Genomic DNA, 22,280 nt, shown 5'->3' on the forward strand with positions numbered 1-22,280 from the left:
AAACCTACGGAGGTAAATTATACTTAGAAATAAAAACAACATTAAGTTAACAAAGGAATAACTATTAAGTAATTTTTTCGCAACTAGTTAACATTAAAGTGTTTTTTTGATGTGGGTCAAGTTATTAATTGTGGAAAAATTTTCTGATTATGCTTAAATTGGCACTCGATCAAATATGCTATTACTAATCTAAAAGTTGTATAGTTGACCTAACCTCAGAATTCAAATCTGGGTCACGCAAAATATATTTATATTATGTAAATATAGGCGTACTATTTGTAAGGTATTGTGTTTTTGGTCTTTAAATATTCGTTGTTGTTTTTAGAGGCATTTATTGCTGGTAGTTATGAGGCTTAATTTTTTAAATTAAAGTCGGGTTGCCGCAAGTCGGTGTCTTCCTGCTAGGAGCAAGGAGTCAAGATGTTTGATATTGTCGAACTGTCACGGTTACAGTTTGCCTTAACAGCTATGTATCACTTCCTGTTTGTCCCATTGACGCTTGGTATGGCGTTTTTGCTGGCAATCATGGAAACGATATATGTACTGTCAGGTAAACAAATTTACAAAGATATGACAAAGTTCTGGGGTAAGTTATTCGGTATTAACTTTGCTCTAGGTGTCGCAACTGGGTTGACCATGGAGTTCCAATTTGGTACTAACTGGTCTTACTTCTCTCATTACGTCGGTGATATCTTCGGTGCGCCTTTAGCAATCGAAGGTTTAATGGCGTTCTTCTTAGAATCTACTTTTGTCGGGTTATTCTTCTTCGGATGGGATCGCTTAGGTAAGAGACAGCACCTTATGGTAACTTGGTTAGTTGCATTTGGTTCTAACTTCTCTGCTTTATGGATCCTTGTTGCGAATGGTTGGATGCAAAACCCAGTAGCAGCAGACTTCAACTTTGAAACCATGAGAATGGAAATGTTGAGCTTTGCTGACTTGGTTCTAAACCCAGTTGCTCAAGTTAAATTCGTTCATACTGTTGCTGCGGGTTACTGTACTGGTGCTTTCTTTATTTTAGGTATCAGCTCTTACTACATGCTTAAAGGCCGTGATATCGGTTTTGCTAAACGCTCTTTCACTGTTGCTGCGACTTTTGGTATTGCTGCCGTGTTATCTGTAATCGTATTAGGTGATGAATCAGGATACGAAATGGGTGACGTGCAGAAAACAAAATTAGCCGCGATAGAAGGTGAGTGGCATACAGAACCTGCGCCGGCTGCGTTCAATTTAATTGCATTTCCTAATCAAGAAAAAATGGAAAACTCGTTTGCATTACAAATTCCTTATGTCATGGGGATTATTGCAACGCGTTCAATTAATACGCCAGTATTAGGTTTGCATGATTTAATGAGCCAACACGAAGTTCGTATTCGTAATGGTATGAAGGCGTATGAATTACTAGATGAGTTACGCTCTGGTAATACAGATCCTGCTGTTCGAGCTGCGTTTAATGATATCAAACACGATTTAGGTTACGGTTTATTATTAAAACGTTATACCGATAAAGTTGTTGATGCCTCTGAAGAACAAATCAAAGCAGCGGCTAAAGATACAATTCCTAAAGTTGCTCCTCTGTTCTGGTCATTCCGTATCATGGTCGCTTGTGGCTTCTTGATGTTACTCATCGTTGCAATCTCCTTCTGGACTGTACTGACTAATCGTGTAGGTAAATACACTTGGTTGCTACGTGCAGCATTATTTGCTATTCCATTACCTTGGATTGCGATTGAAGCAGGCTGGTTTGTTGCTGAGTATGGACGCCAACCATGGGCAATTGGTGAAATTCTACCGACTGCGGTAGCGACTTCATCATTGACACCAGCAGATCTCCTGGTTTCTATGGGACTGATTTGTGGCCTGTACACTCTGTTCTTGGTTGCCGAAATGTTCCTGATGTTCAAATTTGGTCGCCTTGGGCCTAGTAGCCTGAAGACGGGTCGCTATCACTTTGAACAGAAGTCAACATCTTCTGCACAAAGTAAGTAACACAGGAGTCCACTATGTTTGATTATGAAGTTTTACGATTTGTCTGGTGGCTACTGATTGGTATCTTACTGATCGGCTTTGCGGTCACTGATGGTTTCGATATGGGTGTTGGTGTGCTATTGCGTGTTATCGCAAAAAATGACACTGAACGCCGTATTTTAATCAACTCTGTTGCACCTCACTGGGATGGTAACCAAGTATGGTTAATCACAGCAGGTGGTGCATTGTTTGCTGCATGGCCAATGGTCTATGCTGCGGCATTCTCTGGTTTCTATTTTGGTATGATTTTTGTACTGGCAGCGCTGTTTTTCCGTCCTGTTGGTTTCGACTATCGCTCTAAATTAGAATCACCAAAATGGCGTGGTATGTGGGATTGGGGTATCTTCATTGGTAGCTTTGTTCCGCCATTAGTTATTGGTGTCGCTTTTGGTAACCTATTACAAGGTGTTCCACTAGAAGTTGATAGCATGCAACGCGTTTCTTATAACGGTACGACTAACGCACTTATCAACCTATTAGGCTTATTAAATCCTTATGGTTTATTAGCGGGTGTTGTGAGCTTAATGATGATCATTGCACATGGTGCAACTTATCTTCAAATGCGTACCTCTGGTGAATTACATGAGCGTGCACGTAAAGCAACTTATATCGCTGGATTAATTACATTCATCGCCTTTGCAGTTGCAGGTGTATGGTTAATCTATGGTATTGATGGCTTTATCATAACAAGTGCAGTTGATACTGCGGGTCCTTCTTCTCCTTTGCTGAAAACTGTTTCTCATGAAGCGGGTGCTTGGATGACCAACTTCAACAAATACCCACTGTTATGGATATTACCTGCATTAGGCCTGCTATGTCCTTTACTGGCGATGGTTGCAACAAAGGCAAATAAAGGTGGCTGGGCATTCTTGTTCACCTCACTGACAATTGCTTGTATCATCCTAACCTTTGGTGTGACTCTATTCCCATTTGTGATGCCTTCTTCAAGCCATCCTGATGTGAGTCTAACTCTGTGGGATGCAACATCTAGTCTGTTTACACTGCAAGTCATGACTGTTGTTGCGATTATCTTTGTACCTATCGTTCTCCTTTACACCATCTGGTGTTACTGGAAAATGCATGGTCGCCTTGATAAGAAATTTATCGAAGGCAATAATCATACTCTTTACTAAGGAGCATAGAGAATGTGGTATTTTGCATGGCTTCTAGGCACACTCTTCGCTTGTAGTATTGCGGTAATCGCAGGACTGGCATTCGAACATGCTGAAGCTAAAAAAACTTCAGAAAGTGAAGAATAATGTTGGATAAAAGCTACCAACTGTTAAACAAGGGCCCTATTAGGGCTCTTGTTTTAATCATGGCATTAGGGATGGCATTTTGCATTATGTGGGATCCTAGCCGTTTTGCTGCGAATACAAGTTCGCTTGCGATATGGCAAGGTGCATTGCTTATCTGGGCTGTATGTGCAGGCGCAATATTTGGATTAGCATATAGACCGAAACGCCCTATTGCACAATGGTTATTACATCCAATCCCTGCAATTATTATCTTAGTTGTTGGGCTATATTATTTCTTCTTCTAAAAAAATGCCTTATTTCTTTTTATATATTAATGAGAAATAAGGCATTTTCATTTGTTACTACTCTCTATTTCACTATATGTTCTTTATCTATTTTGCCAGTATTGCTATCAATTAAGCTTAATATTGTCTTTTAAGTAATCAATAAATAAACGCGTTTTTCGTGGTATATGGCTACTATAAGGAAATAGGGCATTAACTGATTGAGAGACCAAAGGCATATCAGGGAATAATGCTATAAGATCACCTTGCTGTAATTCTTGTTGAATATACCAACGAGGCAAAAAAGCCATTCCTTGATGTTGTAAAGCCATCGCTTTTAATGCAGCAATAGTATTGGTTTCAAAAAAAGATTTTTGATGTAATTGTGATAGCAGGGTATTTAACTGCAAATCGGTTGAAAGTTTACTATGGCGCAAATTGCTATTCGCTAAATAGGGAATAGCGTCTAAATCGGTTATATTTTGTAATGAGAATTTCTCTAATAAATTAGCGCTAGCCACCAAACTAATAGAATAATCTGCCAACTTTGTATAGCGGTAATTACTGTCTTTTAATGTTCCTAAGCGAATTGCTAAATCAAGTTTATGATTGATTAAATCATCGATAGACGAGTTAAACAAATACTGTATTTTTAATTGGGAATGTTGCCGCACAAATTGACTGAGTAATGGCAAAATATAATTCTCGCCGAATTCCGCCGTGGAACTTATACGTAAATAACCTTGCAATACTTGTTGGCCTAATCGTGCTTTATCAATAGTGTGCTCTAATTGCGCTAAAGCCTGTTTAAAATCTTGATATAGAATTTCCCCAGTTTCAGTCAAAGAGAAATGACGAGTATTTCGATTAAGCAAAGAAACGCCTAAATCTGTTTCTAACGTTTTAATATGAATACTGACCATAGATTTACTTAATCGTAAATAAGCTGCTGCCTGAGTGAATGAACCCGTATCGACAACAGCAATAAAAGAACGAATTCTGTCTATCTGATTTTGCATGATTGTTTACTCTGATTAAACAATGAATTCTATTTTGTCAGATAGACGTTATTCGTCAATCTTTCGTACTCTCTATGCGGAGGATTTTATGACTTATCGCTACAAAATTACGGTTATTTTTCTACTCGGATTTTTTATAGACTGTATTAATATTTTTATGTCGGCAATCGCCTTACCGGCAATTGCACTAGAAATGAATGTGTCTATTGTTTCGGTTACTTGGGTTTCAAATAGCTATATATTAGGATTAACGCTAATTATTCCATTAAGCCATTGGTTATCTCAACGTTTTGGTATAAGAGCCTTAATGGTAAGCTCTATGCTACTTTTTAGTATTTCTGTTGCTTTTGCAGGATATTCTTCGACATTTAGTGAACTTATTATTTGGCGTTTTATTCAAGGGATAAGTGGCGGGTTGATTATTCCAATAGGGCAAGCACTAACTTTTCATTATTTTCAAGGGAATGAAAGAAGTAAAGTATCAACATTAGTAATGGCTATAGCGCTTATTGCTCCGGCTATTTCACCAACATTAGGGGGCTTTATTGTCGATACTGTTTCTTGGCGTTGGGTTTTTTATAGCAATATTCCTTTTTCTCTATTAACCGCCTTTCTTGCTTTTATTTGGGTTAATGAAGTACGACCACAGGGTAAAGTTGCACCTGATATTAAAGGTATTGTCTTTATCAGTTTAATTATCGTCTTTGGTTTGTTTGCGCTTTCTGCTTATGGTGAATATCAATCTATTGTATTAGCATTATTTTCACTACTCGTCGCTACACTATTTTGCATTTTATATTACCGTCACTACAAGAAAGCATCTTTCTCAGTCATTAATTTAGCTTTATTAAAAAATAAAAAATTATCACTTTCTATTTTTATTTATTATTGCATTCCAGGTGTATTTACAGGCATAAATATACTGGCCATTTTTTATTTACAAGAATATTTAAAATTTACAGGGCAAGGCACTGGATTGTTTATGTTGCTGTATGCAATAGGTGCCTTTATTTCCATAGTTGTGAGTGGTTTTCTTTATAATAAACTTGGGATGAAGCATTTATTTATCTTAGCTTTGATGCTTCACAGCTTTGGTATTTTTCTATTGATATTCATTAATAGTCATAGCGATATTTTATTATTAGCGATCGCTTACTTAATTATTGGCATTGGTGGGGGAATAGGGGCTAATACTGCTCAAACCACGGCACTTTACGATTTTGATTCACAAAACTTGGTTCAGGCTAGCGTGATTTGGAATATTAATCGTCAAGTTGTTTTTAGTGTCGGCGCTACTGTTGTCGCAATGATATTTAATTTACTTACTCTCTTTTTTATTCCACAAATGGCTTATCACATTACCTTTTTAATATGCGCGTTAGTTGGAGTATTACCACTGACATTATTATTAGTGCTAAAGAAAAAAACATTTCAACAGGAAATACAAAATGGAACTCAATCTTGATTTAATTATAAAAAGTATAGAATCACTACATACCCATATCGAAACTATTTTTACACAATCGCCATTAGATGAAAACGCGATTGAGAATATTGAAAATATCTTAGCAAAAGACTTTTCAATGGTAGGCATTAATGGAAATACGATTAAGTATGAAGATGCGATTCAGATGTTCAGACAAAATGCAGGGAAAAGACCAACGCTCACAATTAAAACGAGTAATTATAAAGTGCTGTATCAAACAAAACATTTAATCGCAGCCACATATCAAGAGGTCCATTATGAAAATGAGAAAAATCTTACACGAAAGTCGATAGTATTAATGAGACGAGAGTCTTATGAAAACCCTTGGCAGTGGTATTATCTTCATGAAACATCTACTTTATGTAATTAACTGATTTGTAAAGAGTACTAGCAATATTGCTGGTGCTTTTTTGTCATATAAAAATACATTTTTGAAGTTGTTGTACTACTAATTGTAAATTAGCAAGTATTTTTACAGGGAATAAGAAAAATATTTTTATGCTTTAACGCATAAAGCATATTGCGTGTTGCAAAGAAGAGTTTATGATTGGCGCCTGAAATTTGTATTTTCTATTCTTTACGTTACTATCGATTCCCTTAGGGGTACCTCTTAAGTATAGTTAATAGATCTATAAATTATTTATGGACTTAACTTGGGATTAACTTAAGACAGTAAGGACGGAATTATGCAGTTTCTTTGGCCAGTTCGCGTTTATTACGAAGATACTGATGCTGGTGGTGTTGTTTACCATGCTAATTATCTCAATTATTTTGAGCGTGCAAGAACAGAACTACTCAGAGAAAAAGGTTTTTATCAACATGATTTATTAGATAAATATCATGTTGCTTTTGTTGTTCGTAAATTATCTATTGATTATATTGCACCGGCTAAGCTTGATGATCTTTTGCAAGTGAAAAGTGAAATTACTGAATTGAGAGGTGTTTCAATGACATTTTCTCAAAAGCTGATTAATCAAGATGGCTGTATATTGTGTAGCGCAGAAGTATTAATTGTCTGCGTCGATTCATTAAAAATGAAGCCTATCGCGCTTCCTAAGTCCATTATCGCGGAGTTTAAGTAGTGGCTGACATGAATGTTATCGATCTCTTTCTAAAAGCGGGGCTTTTAGTTAAGCTGATCATGTTATTGTTGATCGGATTTTCAATTGCATCTTGGGCGATTATTATTCAACGAACTAAAGTGTTAAATGCCGCAGACCGTGAGGCCGCTGACTTTGAAGATAAATTCTGGTCAGGTACTGATTTAGCTCGTTTATATAAAGAGAGCCAAGCTCGACGTGATGATCTTTCAGGTTCAGAGCAAATATTCCATTCTGGTTTTAAAGAGTTCGCTCGCTTACATCAAGCGCATGTTCATTCTCCTGATGCTGTTGTCAATGGTGCATCAAGAGCAATGCGTGTTTCATTTAATCGTGAATTAGAATCTTTAGAAACGCATATTCCTTTTCTTGGAACTGTTGGTTCAATTAGTCCCTATATTGGTCTATTTGGTACAGTTTGGGGGATCATGCATGCGTTTATTGCGCTAGGTAGTGTAAAACAAGCAACACTGCAAATGGTTGCTCCTGGTATTGCCGAAGCACTTATTGCAACCGCTATCGGTTTATTTGCGGCAATCCCCGCAGTTATGGCTTATAACCGCTTCACTCAGCGTGTTAATAAGCTAGAACAAAGTTATGATAACTTTATGGAAGAGTTCCTGACGATTTTACATCGCCAAGCTTTCACCAGCGCAGAAAAAAAATAGTTAAAGCAGAAGGAGAGAGCTGATGGCACGTGGTCGCAGTAGCCGCCGAGGCGTAAAATCAGAAATTAACATCGTTCCTTTGCTTGATGTTTTATTGGTTCTTTTGCTTATTTTTATGGCAACTGCACCTATTATCTCGCAAAGTGTTGAAGTTGATCTTCCTGATGCAACAGATACACAAACTGTTTCTACGGCAGATAATCCTCCCGTTATTGTCGAAGTTGCGGGTGTGGGACAATATAATATTAAATTTGACCAAGATACCTTGGAGCTTTTACCACCAGAGCAAATTATGGATTTTGCAAGAAAGCAATTAGAACAAAATCCTAAGCAGGTTTTTCTTATTGGTGGTTCAAAAGAAGTTCCTTATGATGAGATAATTAAAGCACTCAATATATTACGTCAATCTGGCGTAAAATCCGTTGGGTTAATGACGAACCCTATATAATTTAGGGTCGAATAAGCTAGAGATTGGATAATAGCGTGGGAAAAAAGACGAAACCAACCCGGGATAAGCTAAGCGGTTCTGTGATTTTGTCTGTTGTTTTGCACTTGCTTGTCATCGCGTTACTTATCTGGGGCGCGCTTACTCAGAAATGGGATTTAGGCGGTGGCGGTGGTGAGGATGGGCAGATTGTTGATGCAATCATGGTTGATCCTAATACCATGGTTGAGCAATATAATCAGCAAAAAGCACAGCAAACAAACGTACAAAAAGCAGAACAAGAACGCAAGATGCGCTCTCAACAACAAGAAGAAGAGTTGCGTCAACAGCAAGCTAAAGAACAAGAACGCTTGAAAGCGTTAGAAATGGAACGTTTGCAAGCAAAAGAAGCTGCTGAAGCACAGCGTCGTGAATCAGACGCCGCAGCGGCTAAGATAAAAGAAGAGCAGAAAAAGGCAGAAGAAGCTGTTGCTCAAGCGAAAGCAGAACGTGATAAGATTTTAAAAGAGCAAGCCGAAGCGAAAGAAAAAGCAGAAGCTGAAGCTAAAAAACAAGCTGAGATAGTTGCTGCAAAGCAAAAAGAAGAAGCTAAAGCCAAAGCGGCAGCAGAGGCTAAAGCGAAAGCAGAGGCCGATAAAAAAGCCGCTGAGGCAAAAGCGAAAGCAGAAGCAGATAAAAAAGTGGCTGAAGCAAAAGCCAAAGCGGCAGCAGAAGCTAAAGCGAAAGCTGCCTCACAACAGCAAAGTAAGGATGTTGATAACTTACTTGATGGTTTAATGGCAGATGGTAGCAAGCAAAGCGGAGCATCAGCAGCGGGTAAAGGTGGCGGTAAAACAGGTGCAAATGGTGAAGGCGTTGATAAATATAAAGGTCAACTAAAAGCCGCCATTGAACAAAAATTTATCGACCCTGATTTATACCGCGGCAAAACGTGTGAACTTAGAATAAATATTGCACCAGATGGCTTATTGATTAATGCTTCTATCGTTGGCGGAGATCCCGCATTATGTCAAGTAGCATTAAGGGCTGCGAATACGGCTAAGCTACCTAAGCCACCGAAAGATATTTATAATGATGTAAAAACTTCAAGAATTGAGTTTAAGCCTTAATACTGACTAACTGTAGTGAAATGTACACATATTCGTAATGATTTTAGAATGTTATTGATGTGCTGTATGGTGTTGTTTAGAAGCGTTTGTTACTATTCTGTGCGTTATTGCGCATATAATCGCAATAATAAAAGGGAGACATGATGAAGCAGGCATTAAATGTTATTTTCGGACTTTTAATACTATGCGTTACCACTCTGGCTAATGCTGAAGTTCGAATTGAAATCACACAAGGGGTAAATAGTGCGCGCCCTATTGGTGTTATCCCTTTTAAATGGGAAGGCACAGGTCAAATGCCAGAAGATATTGCTGGTGTGGTCGCGGCTGATTTACGCAATAGCGGAAAGTTTAACCCAATCGATGTATCTCGTATGCCTCAACAACCTGTTACGGCATCAGAAGTCCAACCTGCACTTTGGACTGCATTAGGTATCGATTCTGTGGTTGTTGGTCGTGTTCAACCTTCTGCTGATGGCCAATATGTTGTGAGTTATCAGCTAGTGGATGTAGCAGGCTCTCCAGGTGCGGTATTATCACAAAGTGAGTATAAAGTACCTTCAAAATGGTTACGTTATGCTGCACATACCGCAAGTGATGAAGTATTTGAAAAATTAACAGGTATTCGTGGTGCATTTCGCACTCGAATTGCTTATGTTGTAGTGACTAATGGTGGTGCATACCCTTATGAACTGCGCGTTTCTGATTATGATGGGTTTAATCAAGACCGCGTATATCGTTCATCACAACCATTAATGTCACCAGCATGGTCACCAGATGGTACTAAACTTGCTTATGTTACTTTTGAAAGTGGCAAATCAGCATTAGTTGTACAAACATTAGCAACGGGTGAAGTGCGCCAAATTGCATCATTTCCAAGACACAATGGTGCACCTGCATTTTCACCAGATGGTTCTAAACTTGCCTTCGCACTCTCAAAAAGTGGAAGTTTAAATCTGTATATTATGGATTTAGCAAGTGGCAATATGACACAGGTAACTAATGGTAGAAGTAATAATACTGAGCCAACATGGATGCCTGATGGACAAACTTTAGTCTACACCTCAGACCAAGGTGGTCGTCCACAAATTTATAAAATTAATATTAACGGCGGCACACCAGAGCGCCTTACTTGGGAAGGTAAACAAAACCAAAACCCTGCTGTAAGTCCTGATGGTAGCTTCTTAGTTATGGTAAGTTCTGAAAGCGGTAGACAACATATCGCTAAGCAGGATCTAGAAACGAATTCCGTACAATATCTAACAGATACGTTTCTAGATGAAACGCCAAGCATCGCGCCTAATGGCACTATGGTAATTTATAGCTCTACTCAAGGGTTAGGTACCATATTGCAACTAGTATCGACTGATGGACGTTTCAAAGCGCGTCTTCCGGCGACTGATGGGCAAGTGAAATCGCCTGCCTGGTCTCCGTTTATGTGATGCATAAAAATTATGTATGGCAAACAATAAAGGAACAAATAGAGATGCAATTAAACAAAGTGTTTAAAGGGTTGATGTTAGCATTACCACTCGTTGCTGTTGCAGCATGTAGCTCAAACAAAAACGATGATCAAACAGATACAAATAATGTTCCAGTTGTTGAGCAAAGTGGCTCTACTGCTGAAGAATTAGCGCGTCAACAATTAGAACAACTACAACAAAATAATATCGTTTACTTCGGTTTCGATAAATATGATGTTAACTCTGATTATGCAAACATGTTAGATCAACATGCTGCTTTTTTACGTGCTAACCCTTCATACAAAGTCACTGTAGAAGGTCACGCTGACGAACGTGGTACTCCTGAGTACAACATCGCGTTAGGTGAACGCCGTGCAAACGCAGTTAAAACGTATCTACAAGGTAGAGGCGTTTCTGTTGATCAAATATCAATCGTTTCTTACGGTAAAGAAAAACCAGCAGTTCTGGGTCATGACGAAGCAGCTTATGCGAAAAACCGTCGTGCAGTACTGGTTTACTAAGAGAACGGCATGAACAACAGTAACTTCAGACCTTTATTGATGAGTCTGTTGTTACTGGTTGGCGTAGCGGCTCCTGTAGCCGCTATTGCCCAAGCGCCAATCAGTAATATCGGTTCAGGCTCTACTGATGATAGACTCATCCAACTTGAGCGTATTTCAAATGCTCACAGCCAGCTTTTGACCCAATTACAGCAACAACTTGCAGATTCTCAGCGTGATATTGATATGTTGCGTGGTCAAATTCAGGAAAACCAATACCAATTAAACCAAGTTGTAGAGCGTCAACGAAATATCTATCAGCAACTTGATGGACTCAATAGTGGTGGAGCTTCAACTACACCACAAACAACACAAGCTGACAATAATCCTACTTCTACACCTACAGATACAAGTTCGAAAGGTGATGAAAAAGCGGATTATAACGCGGCAGTTGATATCGTACTTAATTCAAAAGATTACGATAAAGCGATTGTCGAGTTAAACAATTTTATTAGCAACTATCCTAAATCTAGTTATCAATCTAATGCAAACTTTTGGTTAGGACAGATGTATTACTTAAAAGGTAATAAGGATCAGGCAGCAAGTACTTTTGCTACGGTTGTTAAAAATTATCCTAAATCTCAAAAAGCAAGTGAAGCCTTTTACAAAATTGGTTTGATCATGCAAGAGAAAGGGCAAAAGGATAATGCTAAAGCAGTGTATCAACAGGTTATTAAACAATATCCAAATAGTGCCGGTGCTAAATCAGCACAAAAGCAATTAGATACACTCTAATCAGTAGCCCCGAAATGCCAATAATGCGCATTTTTGGGGCTAACTGATTGTTTTTTAAGCTGTTGGCCTTTTTTTTAAAAAAAAGCATTGCACAAAAACATTAAATCAGTATTATAACCCGCCGTTGCCACAGAGAATGTGGCGAGTTCGAAAGGGTCGTTAGCTCAGCCGGTAGAGCAGTTGACTTTTAATCAATTGGTCGGGCGTTCGAATCGCCCACGACCCACCATTCGAATTCACCTTGTTATCTTTAGCGCATTGTTTTAGGCGTAATAGCTATATTGCGTTGTTAGTTAAATTGAAATGGGTCGTTAGCTCAGCCGGTAGAGCAGTTGACTTTTAATCAATTGGTCGGGCGTTCGAATCGCCCACGACCCACCATTTCAAATTCCCTTCCTAATTTTCCTAACTCATTACCACGAAATATCAAACTAACAGCTTGTTTTAATATTTCTTTTTATTTATCCTCAAAAAATCAATCAATCAATCAATCAATCAATCAATCAATCAATCAATCAATCAATCAATCAATCAATCAATCAATCAATCAATCAATCAATCAATCAATCAATCAATCAGTGCTTTTTATACCTAAAACTATATAAAAATAGCTTTCTTAATATTAAGAAAACTATCCTTTATTATAAAGTTATAAAAAAATGATTAAGCGATTTACTGGCTAATTAATACTGGCAAATTATCGATGCTTTAATGCGGTTATATTCATTTTCAGTTAAAAACTCATTATCAATTAACCAGTCACTAGTTAGTTCTTGCATTTTAGTTGCAATATTATCTTCTATTCCTAAACGTTTAGAAGCATCAGCAAAAAAAGCCATAATAATTGTTAATGAAGCAGAAGCTTCATAAGGTGTGCTCATTGCAAATGTACTTTCAAGAGAGCGTAAAGAATAAAACTTAGGTAACCATTCTTTTAAATGTTTACCTTGATACCACACATCTTCTGATGAGTTTTGCAAGGCAACTTGTTCAAGTAAAGATAGCAACCATGCTCTCATATCATTCATTCGAGAGCCCGCAATCCAAAATTCATGTCGTAAAATAGCTATAGCAACCTGTGAGGCCTCAAACCAAAATTCTTGAGCATTATCTTGGGCTTGTTGTTTTGTCAGCTTAGGAGACGTTATAGCGCTTTTTTTTGGTAATTTATTGCACAAGCCCGTTTTATCAAGTAATACCTCATAGCCACGCTGATAAATTGGGCTAAGACCATTTGATATCATATTATTAATGCGTTCAGGCTCTGCCATCATAATATCCATTTTTCGCCCTTGAGCTAAGACGTTTAAATAGATAGGCCAAGTTGTTTTTTCAGGATCTTCACATTCTGATTGTAAATTAACCAGACTTTCACCAAATTGAACAAGCCAATGTTGGCTTTTTGCGAGTTCAGTCGCACCATGACCAATAAGTTCTATATCAATATCAGAATAACTGTCTATGTTTTTATTACGGCCTAATGATCCTGTTAATATAACAACTTCAATTCTAGGATCGAGTAAAGCAAAAGATAGCATAGTGTCGATCAAACGTGTGGTTGGCTCCATACTGATAATTCTCTCTAGTATTTAAGACTGTAAAAAATGCGTTATTATTTTTTTTGTTAAAGATACTTAGAAACTAAATTGTTTAGTATATAAAACATTTCTTTGTTATTATTTTTAGAAAATGACAAGAAGTTTAGTATTAGAAACTTACTGCTATTATAAATGGTATAAATGGGAATTTATAATATATCTTTAATACTTTGCAAGATGTCAAAATCACCTTTGTTTTTATTTATTTTTCTATGATTAAGATGGGGTAGTAAGATGGATATCATGAGTTGGTTTAGTATCAATACTATTTTAGTCAATATTCCATTGGGTAAAGAAGGTTATCCCCTTTCATGGATTGAAGCTGTCGGTACTATAGCAGGGTTACTTTGTATCTGGTTAGCAAGCCAAGAAAAAATAGTGAATTACGTATTTGGCCTTATCAATGTCACTTTATTTGCTATCATCTTTTTTCAAATTCAATTATATGCAAGCTTATTACTTCAAATCTTTTTCTTTGTTGCCAATATTTATGGCTGGTACGCATGGAGCCGAGTTAACAGCCTACATCAAGCTGAATTAAAAATACGTTGGTTAAAACCAAGTCATAGTATTGCCATGGTGACTATTTCTGCCGTGGCAATTATTGTGCTGACTTTTAATATAGACAAAGTTTTTGGCTTTTTAGCTTTCACTGCGGTTGATTTATTAAACCTCTTTGGAGCCAACTTAGCAGCCCCTATTCTAGAGCCAGATGCTTTTCCGTTCTGGGATTCAGCAATGACGGTACTTTCAATTGTAGCAATGATCTTAATGACACGTAAATTAGTTGAAAACTGGTTAATTTGGTCTGTGATTAACGTCATCAGTATCGTTATATTCTATAAGCAAGGCGTATACGCTATGTCGATAGAATATATTCTATTACTTGCTATCGCCATTAATGGTTCTCGTTTATGGATAAAAGCGGCGAAAAATAATAATAAAAATAATATCTTTTCTTAATTAATATTCCTTCCTAATAAAAAAGTGGATAGAGTTATATTTTCTATCCACTTTGATATTCATTGTTTTTATTCTTATCTTTAATGAAATTATGAATCATTATTTTGTTTAAAAGGGGCACTACGTAGTGAGCACCCTTTTTTAGATAATTCTCTCTTACCCCTACGACTAGAAAGGGTGTTTACAGATAGAAAACGAATGGTTAGATTGGGAAATCAACAATAACGTTTACTAGAAAATAGAGAGTGGATACACGGGAATGAATTACCAAAATGATGATCTTAAAATAACTCAAATCAACGAACTTTTACCGCCAGTTGCGTTATTAGAAAAATTTCCAGCAACAAGTAATGCAGCTTCTACTGTTCATCATGCCCGTGATGCAATTCATCAAATCCTTTCTGGAAAAGATGATCGCTTATTAGTTGTCATTGGGCCTTGTTCAATTCATGATCCTAAAGCGGCATTAGAATATGCACAACGCTTAAGCCTTCTAAGAGAAGAGCTTAAAGATAAACTAGAAATCGTTATGCGAGTTTACTTTGAAAAGCCACGTACAACAGTAGGCTGGAAAGGGCTAATTAACGATCCCCATATGGATCACACTTTTGATATTAATGAGGGGTTACGTATTGCTCGAGATCTTCTCTTAACTATCAATGACAGCGGATTGCCAACAGCAGGTGAATTCCTCGATATGATAACACCACAATATGTGGCTGATTTAATGAGTTGGGGGGCTATTGGGGCTCGTACAACAGAATCACAAGTTCACCGTGAATTATCATCAGGCTTATCATGCCCTGTTGGTTTTAAAAATGGGACTGATGGCACAATAAAAGTTGCGATTGATGCAATTAATGCAGCAAGCTCACCACACTGCTTTTTATCTGTAACAAAGTGGGGGCATTCTGCCATTGTACGTACTGCGGGTAATGGTGATTGCCACATTATTTTACGTGGTGGTAAAGAGCCGAATTACAGTGCAAAACATGTTGCTGAAGTTAAAGAAGGGTTGAAAAAAGCGGGTTTGCCTCAAAATGTAATGGTCGATTTCAGCCACGCTAATAGCTGTAAGCAATTTAAAAAACAAATGGAAGTTGGCGCAGATATTTGTCAGCAAATTAGTGGTGGTGAAAAATCACTGATTGGTGTGATGATTGAAAGCCATTTAGTAGAAGGTAGCCAATCTTTAGAAAGTGGCGAACCTTTAGTTTATGGTAAAAGTGTAACTGATGCATGTATTGGCTGGGATGATACTGAAGTTTTATTACGCCAATTAGCCGATGCTGTTACTGAGCGTCGTAATAAGCCGTAATAAATAGAATACATCATTAATTTCAAGTATAAAAAATGCCACTGTAAAGTGGCATTTTGCTATTTAGTAACTGACAAAGTTAAACAAAAATTATTTTGCTTTACCTTGGTTAGCAACAGCTGCTGCTTTTGCTGCGATTTCGTCAGCATTACCTAAATAGTAACGTTTGATTGGTTTCATGTTTTCATCAAATTCGTAAACTAAAGGTACCGCAGTTGGGATATTCAGCTCAAGAATTTCATCTTCGCTCATGTTATCTAAATATTTAACAAGAGCACGTAAAGAGTTACCGTGAGCAGCAACAATCACTTTTTCACCTGAAGCAACACGTGGTTTGATCACTTCTTCCCAGTATGGGGTTACACGTTCGATAGTCAGTGCTAGGCTTTCTGTTAATGGTAATTCAGCAGGTGTTAAAGATGCATAACGAGGATCTTTACCTGGGAAACGCTCATCATCTTTAGTTAATTCTGGTGGAGTCACCGCAAAACCACGACGCCATTGTTTTACTTGCTCATCACCATATTTTTCAGCGGTTTCAGCTTTGTTTAAGCCTTGCAGAGCACCATAATGACGTTCGTTTAATTTCCAGTTTTTCTCAACAGGTAGCCATTGTTGATCGACTTCATCAAGAATGTTCCACAGTGTGTGAATTGCACGTTTTAGAACAGAGGTGTATGCGTAATCAAAAGTAAAACCTTCAGCTTTTAGCAGTTTACCTGCTTCTTGCGCTTCATGACGGCCTTTTTCAGATAACTCAACGTCAGTCCAGCCTGTAAAACGGTTTTCTTTGTTCCAAACACTTTCACCGTGTCGAACTAGCACAAGCTTAGTTACTGCCATAGTTTAGACTCCTATAATTACTTTTTTAATATAAGTTTAAAATCAGCCTATCATCATTATATGGTTCATAGACCAGAACGCCAAATATAACTAACAAAACAAGGGTGATTAAGTCAAAAACACTTTCTGTTTGATGAAATAATATACAGAAACAATGCCTTTTGCTTAATCGATCAAGCTACTAATCTAGCGGGATCTACATGAAAAAGCAAAAAACATAATATGCGGTAATTTTAATCAATTACATTTTCTTCAAAATAAGCGAATTAATTAATGATAAAAATATCTAGAGTTGCTCGTAAACCAGCACTTTCTATTTATTGCTTTTTGTCCTATCTAAAAAAATAAAGAGAATGACTTAGCAAACTTCTTGTTGATAGCGGTAAATATCATTGTCTTTTATAAAAGTAAGTCGATGAGTAATACATGAAGGTGCATCCTCTTGATGATGGCTCACAAATAAAAGCTGTGTGTTGCTATTGCTAATCATAATATCGATAAATCGCTGTACGAGTAATCTATTGGTGGTATCTAATCCTTGTAAAGGCTCATCAAGAATAAGAAGTGTGGGGTGTTTGACTAATGCTCTTACAATTAACACTAAGCGTTGTTGTCCCCATGAAAGAGAATGGAATGGTGCGCTTTCTTGTGCAGTTAATCCGATTAAGGCTAACCATTCATCAGCGAGTTTTTGTTGTTTATCTGTAATTGCTTGATAAATACCAATTGAGTCATGAAAACCAGAAATAATGACATTTCTCACACTAGAAGAAACACGATAGCTTTGATGTAATGCATTACTCACATAGCCAATATGTTGTTTTATTTCCCAGATTGTTTCACCACTTCCTCTTTTTCTGCCAAATAACGTTAAATCATTACTATAACCTTGTGGGTGATCACCCGTTATCAAGCTTAATAATGTCGATTTTCCTGCGCCATTAGGTCCTAAAATTTGCCAGTGTTGTTGTGGTTTTACTTCCCAGTTTAAATGATGAAGTACAGGTTTATCGTTATAACTTACAACACCATTTTTTAAAATAATGGGGGAAAGAGTAGGAGGAAGTGCAGGAATAGCATCTACTACATCACGTTCAGGTAATACTAAATTTTCTAGCGATTCACTATGAGATAGCTGGCCAATAACCGAATCAGAAAGAACATTCTCTTTTTCACCTTGAATAACTAATTCACAGTTGATTAATAGACCTGCATGTTGAACAAAGTCAGGAATATCACTAAAGCGATTTAAAATAAGAACAATGGTCAGATTTTGTTGATGCAATTGGGTTAATAGTTCATTTAGTGCATGGCGTGATTCGATATCCAATCCATCAAAAGGTTCATCTAAAATAAGTAAATCAGGCTCACCCATTAATAACTGAATAAGTAATACTTTGCGTGATTCACCCGTTGAAAGATATTTAAAACGTCTTGATAGTAAATGTTCAATACCAAATTGTTGTGCTAAAAATAAACAGCGATGATTATCAGTAATCTGCATTTGGATAACTTGTGCAACAGTTAATCCTGTATCTTCTTCACCCTCACTGAGTAAATCAGTGTTATTACGTCGCCATTCTTCTTCAATTAATTTTTGCAGTTTTTCCAAAGAGAGACTGATAGGATGGCGAAAGGTATTGATCATATTTCCTGTTAGCAAAAGACTTTCTTGGCTTAATGCATTTGCCAATGCTGTTTTACCACTGCCATTACTACCGACAAAAGCCCAGCTATCACCTTCATTGATTGTTAAATGCTCGATTTGTAAACAGCGACGATCATTTAAACGAAATTGTGTTTTTTCAAGTTGCAAGTATTTCATTATTATAATCCTTGGTCTTTAAGAGCAAGTAGAACACTTATCAATATCGGGTTAATAATTAATTGTCAATAACTGTATCTCTCTATTAATCAAAATCATAAAACTTTTATAAAATGATAGCCATTCAAATTTTATATTTATGCAATGATATAAATTTCTATTCAGGGAGATTTATATATGCATAAAATTAAATATAAAAAATAATGTTATTGCTATTTTTATTTTTATTGATGAGTAAAAGTTCATTAGCTAATAATATTGAGAGTAAACATTGTCGATATATTAATACTATAATACTTTTTGGAGCTAATTACTTAAACAATAAAGAAAAAGAAAAGTTAATATTAGATTATCAAAAACGTTGTTTAACTTTAAATGACATAAATGATATTACAAAACAAATCACAAATTATTATATAGAAAAAGGATATATTACCACACAGGCATTTATTTCTGAACAAACGCTAACGAATAAAACTCTCACTATTCAAATAATTGAAGGGAAAATAAATAAAATTATTATTGATGATTCGTCAAAAATATTATCTGCCATTATATTTCCATCATATAAAGAGAAAGTTCTTAATTTACGTGATTTAGAACAAGGGCTTGAGCAACTAAATCGGTTAACTACATCACAATATACAATGGAGATTCAAGCCAGTGATAAAGTGGGATATTCATCTGTATTTATTAATAAAGTACATAAAAAATTCCCACTAAATAGTCAATTAACAATTGATAATTCAGGTTCTAAATCAACAGGTGAGATTGTATTAACTAGCTCGACAATACTAGACTCTTTATTAGGATTAGGGGAACAATGGTCTTTTTTATTTAATAGCAATATTGATTTTTCTAACTCTCATCATCAGCGAGCATATTCTGCAAGTGTCAATATTCCCTATGGATATTGGTTTTATCAATATCAAATATCTCATCATCGCTCTGTTCATCCTTTAAAAAGCAACTATAATTCTTATCCTCATAAAACTAGTAATACAAATCAACAAATTGATATTCGTCGTTTAGTCTATCGTGATAAACAACAAAAAATAATAACCGGGATAGCTTTAAAATATAAAAAATTAAAAACTCAATTAGCACATCAAAAATTACTAATAAGTAGCCCAATACTTACCTCATTCCTTTTTACACCACAATATCAATTAAATTTTGTTAATGGATATTTTATTATTAATCCAACCGCAGAAATCGGACTTTCTCTTTTGGGGGCATCGCCTGATTATATTGCTGATAATTCGCCTAGAAATCATTATAAAAAACTAAGTATTAATGTTATTTTTCAATATCGATTACCTAAAGATTTTATCTATTTATCCTCATTTTATGGACAACATACACCAGATAATCTTTATAGTGTAGAAAAAATATCATTAGGTGGTTTAAATTCTATTCGTGGTTATAAAACGCAAAGTTTGAATGCTAATAAAGGATTTTACTGGCGTAATGAAATTAATACTCCGTGGCTAAATTCTTTTGTAGGAAAATGGAAATTTAGTGTCGCTGTTGATTATGGTGTCGCCAATTCAGATCAATATCAAACAAAGCAACAGACTTTATTAGGTAGCGCAGTAGGTGCTTCATTTTCTAAATCAATATTCTCTTCACAAGTTTTAATTAATAAACCGTTATTTTACCCACCCTCATTTTCTCAACCTAATAGATGGACTTTATCTTGGTCCATCTCTATAGCTATTTAAAAAATAAAACAGGAGTTTTTATGTGTGAAAAGGAAATTTCTAAAAAACAACGCATTATTTGTTATGGCATTATTTATTTAACTGCGATTTACCCTTTGCATCCTGCCTGGAGTTCAGCAATTACTCCGTCAGATAAAAATATTCAAATTAGCCAACAAAATACAGTTCCTATTATTAATATTATTAAACCTAATAATCATGGTATTTCTCATAATAAATTTCATTCTTTTAACGTCGGCAAACAAGGTGTTGTGCTTAATAATGCAACAACATCTGTTAATACACAATTAGCCAAACAAGTGAATGCAAATAGCCATTTAAAAGGTAATGCAGCTCATTTAATTATTAATGAAGTGGTGGGAAATGAACGTTCACAGTTATTAGGTAAATTAGAAGTAGCAGGGCAACAATCAGATGTTTTAATTGCGAATCCTAACGGCATTACGTGTGATGGTTGTTCGTTTATTAATACCCCAGCAATTACACTCACAACAGGAAAACCTCTTTTTAGCCCTCAAGGTGCCTATTCGGCAATAGAAGTGAAAAAAGGCAGTGTTGTTATTGGCACGCAAGGTATAGATCTCCAAGCTCAGAATTATGCCGACATTATTAGCCGTCGCTTTGAATTAAATGGAAAAATTAACGCTAACAACCTTTCTTTAATGCAAGGTCATAACCGTATTGATTTTGATAAAGGTACAGTAAATAGCATTAATAGTGAAGGCGTTAAACCTACGCTGTCTATTGATACGAAAGCACTAGGTGGAATGTATGCCAATCAAATACGTCTAGTTAGTACAGAAAAAGGTGTTGGTGTTAATTTAAGTGATATTCAGACAAATCAAAACAGTGTGAATTTAACCGTTGATGGAAAAATTATTGTCAATGGAAATATTCAAACAAAGAAAGATATTAATATTAGTACCAAAGAATTACAAATTAATAATAATGCAAAGTTAAATGCAAAAAATGATATTAATTTAGCTACTAATACATTAACAAATCATAGTGAAATAATTGCAGAAAAAGATATGCGATTATTTACAGATAAGCTTGCTAATAAAGGTAGCAAAGCGTTAATTAAATCTACAGATAATTTATGGATACAAAAAAATGCTAAAGGGGACCCTAGCACATTAATTGAAAATCAATCAGCCACAATAAAAACAGAAAAGGGTGATTTGATAATTAGAAGTAAGAAGTTGGTTAATGAATCTATAACTCCTTTATATCAAGAAATAAAACAAGATCCTAATTCTAATTATGTTGTTAGTATAGGGGATAGATTTTTAAACCCATCAGAAAATTTTTATCGAAAATTTATCTTTGTCAATTTTGTTCCTGAGATAAGTGAGCTAACTGATAAAAAATGGTTTGATGTGTTAGACCTAAGAAAAAATGGTGGTGTAAATACAGAAAGAACATTATTTATCTTTAATAAAAATTATACTCCAGGAGTTATAGATTCAGGAAAAAATGCATATATACAATCTAATGAATTAATTAGTGATAAATCTAAAATTAGTGCAAGCAATAATCTAATTTTAACAGGAAGTCATGCTAAATTATCTCACAATCATTTAGGGTTTTTGAATTTATGGGACTCGTATTTATTAGAAAATGAAAAATTTAAATATAATTTTCATTTTGACTCAGAGAAGTTTAATCTTGATATCGATAAATTTCAACAAGAATATTATCCTATTTCATATAAAAAATCAGGAAGTCACTATGAGTTTGTCATAAATGATAATCCAGAATATATATTAAAATCAGGAGGAAGTTTAGTTTTAGATTTTAAAGATAGTATAAGTTTAGAAAGAAAATTTCCAGTTGATAACAATAAACTTAAGAAAGTAAAAAATAGTGTACTACCT

The 22,280-nt window shown here is 35.8% G+C and carries 21 protein-coding genes and 2 tRNA genes; 19 read left to right on the forward strand and 4 right to left on the reverse strand.

The features are described 5' to 3' along the window. The first annotated feature begins 420 nt into the window (after positions 1-420). The 4 genes from cydA to ybgE are packed head-to-tail and all read left to right on the forward strand — an operon-like array spanning position 421 to position 3,571. On the forward strand, positions 421-1,989 hold the full coding sequence (cydA, locus tag M983_RS13285) for a cytochrome ubiquinol oxidase subunit I (protein WP_066751763.1): 1,569 nt from the start codon (positions 421-423) through the stop codon (positions 1,987-1,989). 14 nt (positions 1,990-2,003) lie between these two features. Beyond that, the gene (gene cydB, locus M983_RS13290) at positions 2,004-3,161 is read left to right on the forward strand and encodes a cytochrome d ubiquinol oxidase subunit II (RefSeq protein WP_066751766.1); all 1,158 of its coding nucleotides are present in this window, start codon (positions 2,004-2,006) and stop codon (positions 3,159-3,161) included. Positions 3,162-3,173: 12 nt separating this feature from the next. Continuing rightward, on the forward strand, positions 3,174-3,287 hold the full coding sequence (gene cydX, locus M983_RS13295) for a cytochrome bd-I oxidase subunit CydX (protein WP_066751769.1): 114 nt from the start codon (positions 3,174-3,176) through the stop codon (positions 3,285-3,287). Then, the gene (ybgE, locus tag M983_RS13300; RefSeq protein WP_066751772.1) at positions 3,287-3,571 is read left to right on the forward strand and encodes a cyd operon protein YbgE; all 285 of its coding nucleotides are present in this window, start codon (positions 3,287-3,289) and stop codon (positions 3,569-3,571) included. Before cydX ends, ybgE begins: the two co-directional genes overlap by 1 nt. A gap of 107 nt (positions 3,572-3,678) precedes the next feature. On the opposite strand, the gene M983_RS13305 is transcribed toward ybgE, so the two are convergent. After that, entirely contained in the window at positions 3,679-4,569 is an 891-nt protein-coding gene (locus tag M983_RS13305) for a LysR family transcriptional regulator (RefSeq protein WP_066751775.1), read from the reverse strand. A gap of 88 nt (positions 4,570-4,657) precedes the next feature. On the opposite strand from M983_RS13305, the gene M983_RS13310 reads away from it, so the two are divergent. The 11 genes from M983_RS13310 to M983_RS13360 all read left to right on the forward strand — a co-directional run bounded on the left by M983_RS13310 (position 4,658) and on the right by M983_RS13360 (position 12,513). After that, positions 4,658-6,034: an MFS transporter gene (locus tag M983_RS13310; RefSeq protein WP_066751778.1), complete on the forward strand. Its 1,377-nt coding sequence runs from the start codon at positions 4,658-4,660 to the stop codon at positions 6,032-6,034. Beyond that, positions 6,018-6,425, forward strand: coding sequence for a DUF4440 domain-containing protein (locus M983_RS13315; RefSeq protein WP_066751781.1), 408 nt, complete (start codon positions 6,018-6,020; stop codon positions 6,423-6,425). Before M983_RS13310 ends, M983_RS13315 begins: the two co-directional genes overlap by 17 nt. A 316-nt stretch (positions 6,426-6,741) precedes the next feature. Then, positions 6,742-7,137, forward strand: a complete 396-nt coding sequence (gene ybgC, locus M983_RS13320; protein WP_066751784.1) for a tol-pal system-associated acyl-CoA thioesterase — start codon at positions 6,742-6,744, stop codon at positions 7,135-7,137. Then, complete coding sequence (tolQ, locus tag M983_RS13325) at positions 7,137-7,823, forward strand: Tol-Pal system protein TolQ (protein ID WP_066751787.1); 687 nt, start codon at positions 7,137-7,139, stop codon at positions 7,821-7,823. Before ybgC ends, tolQ begins: the two co-directional genes overlap by 1 nt. Positions 7,824-7,845: 22 nt before the next feature. Further along, positions 7,846-8,271 carry a colicin uptake protein TolR gene (gene tolR, locus M983_RS13330; protein ID WP_066751791.1) on the forward strand — a complete coding sequence of 142 codons (426 nt, stop codon included), beginning with the start codon at positions 7,846-7,848 and terminating at the stop codon, positions 8,269-8,271. Between the two features lie 35 nt (positions 8,272-8,306). Beyond that, positions 8,307-9,377: a cell envelope integrity protein TolA gene (tolA, locus tag M983_RS13335; protein ID WP_066751794.1), complete on the forward strand. Its 1,071-nt coding sequence runs from the start codon at positions 8,307-8,309 to the stop codon at positions 9,375-9,377. Positions 9,378-9,520: 143 nt separating this feature from the next. Next, positions 9,521-10,816 carry a Tol-Pal system beta propeller repeat protein TolB gene (gene tolB, locus M983_RS13340; RefSeq protein WP_066751797.1) on the forward strand — a complete coding sequence of 432 codons (1,296 nt, stop codon included), beginning with the start codon at positions 9,521-9,523 and terminating at the stop codon, positions 10,814-10,816. Between the two features lie 44 nt (positions 10,817-10,860). Then, complete coding sequence (gene pal / locus M983_RS13345) at positions 10,861-11,358, forward strand: peptidoglycan-associated lipoprotein Pal (RefSeq protein WP_066751799.1); 498 nt, start codon at positions 10,861-10,863, stop codon at positions 11,356-11,358. A gap of 9 nt (positions 11,359-11,367) precedes the next feature. After that, positions 11,368-12,132: a cell division protein CpoB gene (gene cpoB / locus M983_RS13350; RefSeq protein ID WP_066751802.1), complete on the forward strand. Its 765-nt coding sequence runs from the start codon at positions 11,368-11,370 to the stop codon at positions 12,130-12,132. 153 nt (positions 12,133-12,285) lie between these two features. Then, positions 12,286-12,361, forward strand: a tRNA-Lys gene (locus M983_RS13355). A gap of 76 nt (positions 12,362-12,437) precedes the next feature. After that, positions 12,438-12,513, forward strand: a tRNA-Lys gene (locus M983_RS13360). 302 nt (positions 12,514-12,815) lie between these two features. On the opposite strand, the gene M983_RS13365 is transcribed toward M983_RS13360, so the two are convergent. Then, the gene (locus M983_RS13365) at positions 12,816-13,700 is read right to left on the reverse strand and encodes an aminoglycoside 6-adenylyltransferase (protein ID WP_066751805.1); all 885 of its coding nucleotides are present in this window, start codon (positions 13,698-13,700) and stop codon (positions 12,816-12,818) included. Between the two features lie 264 nt (positions 13,701-13,964). Here M983_RS13365 and pnuC point away from each other — a divergent pair, with 264 nt between their 5' ends. After that, positions 13,965-14,693 (forward strand): nicotinamide riboside transporter PnuC, encoded by a 729-nt coding sequence (pnuC, locus tag M983_RS13370; protein ID WP_083954605.1) that lies wholly within the window; start codon positions 13,965-13,967, stop codon positions 14,691-14,693. A gap of 259 nt (positions 14,694-14,952) precedes the next feature. Then, entirely contained in the window at positions 14,953-16,011 is a 1,059-nt protein-coding gene (gene aroG / locus M983_RS13375) for a 3-deoxy-7-phosphoheptulonate synthase AroG (protein WP_066751808.1), read from the forward strand. 90 nt (positions 16,012-16,101) lie between these two features. Here aroG and gpmA read toward each other — a convergent pair whose 3' ends face one another. Together gpmA and modF are read right to left on the reverse strand one after the other, a co-directional pair. Next, positions 16,102-16,854, reverse strand: coding sequence for a 2,3-diphosphoglycerate-dependent phosphoglycerate mutase (gene gpmA, locus M983_RS13380; protein ID WP_066751811.1), 753 nt, complete (start codon positions 16,852-16,854; stop codon positions 16,102-16,104). Positions 16,855-17,212: 358 nt separating this feature from the next. Beyond that, positions 17,213-18,679, reverse strand: a complete 1,467-nt coding sequence (gene modF, locus M983_RS13385; RefSeq protein WP_066751814.1) for a molybdate ABC transporter ATP-binding protein ModF — start codon at positions 18,677-18,679, stop codon at positions 17,213-17,215. A gap of 203 nt (positions 18,680-18,882) precedes the next feature. Between modF and M983_RS13390 the strand changes: the two genes are divergently transcribed. Then, a complete protein-coding gene (locus M983_RS13390; protein ID WP_066751823.1) occupies positions 18,883-20,403 on the forward strand; it encodes a ShlB/FhaC/HecB family hemolysin secretion/activation protein in 1,521 nt (506 codons plus the stop codon). A 20-nt stretch (positions 20,404-20,423) separates the two neighbouring features. Continuing rightward, positions 20,424-22,280, forward strand: a 1,857-nt coding sequence (locus M983_RS13395; protein ID WP_157091965.1) for a filamentous hemagglutinin N-terminal domain-containing protein, incomplete at its 3' end; no start/stop codon positions are given.

Origin of the sequence: Proteus myxofaciens ATCC 19692 (genome assembly GCF_001654855.1) — a bacterium.
Classification (GTDB): Bacteria; Pseudomonadota; Gammaproteobacteria; order Enterobacterales; family Enterobacteriaceae; genus Proteus; species Proteus myxofaciens.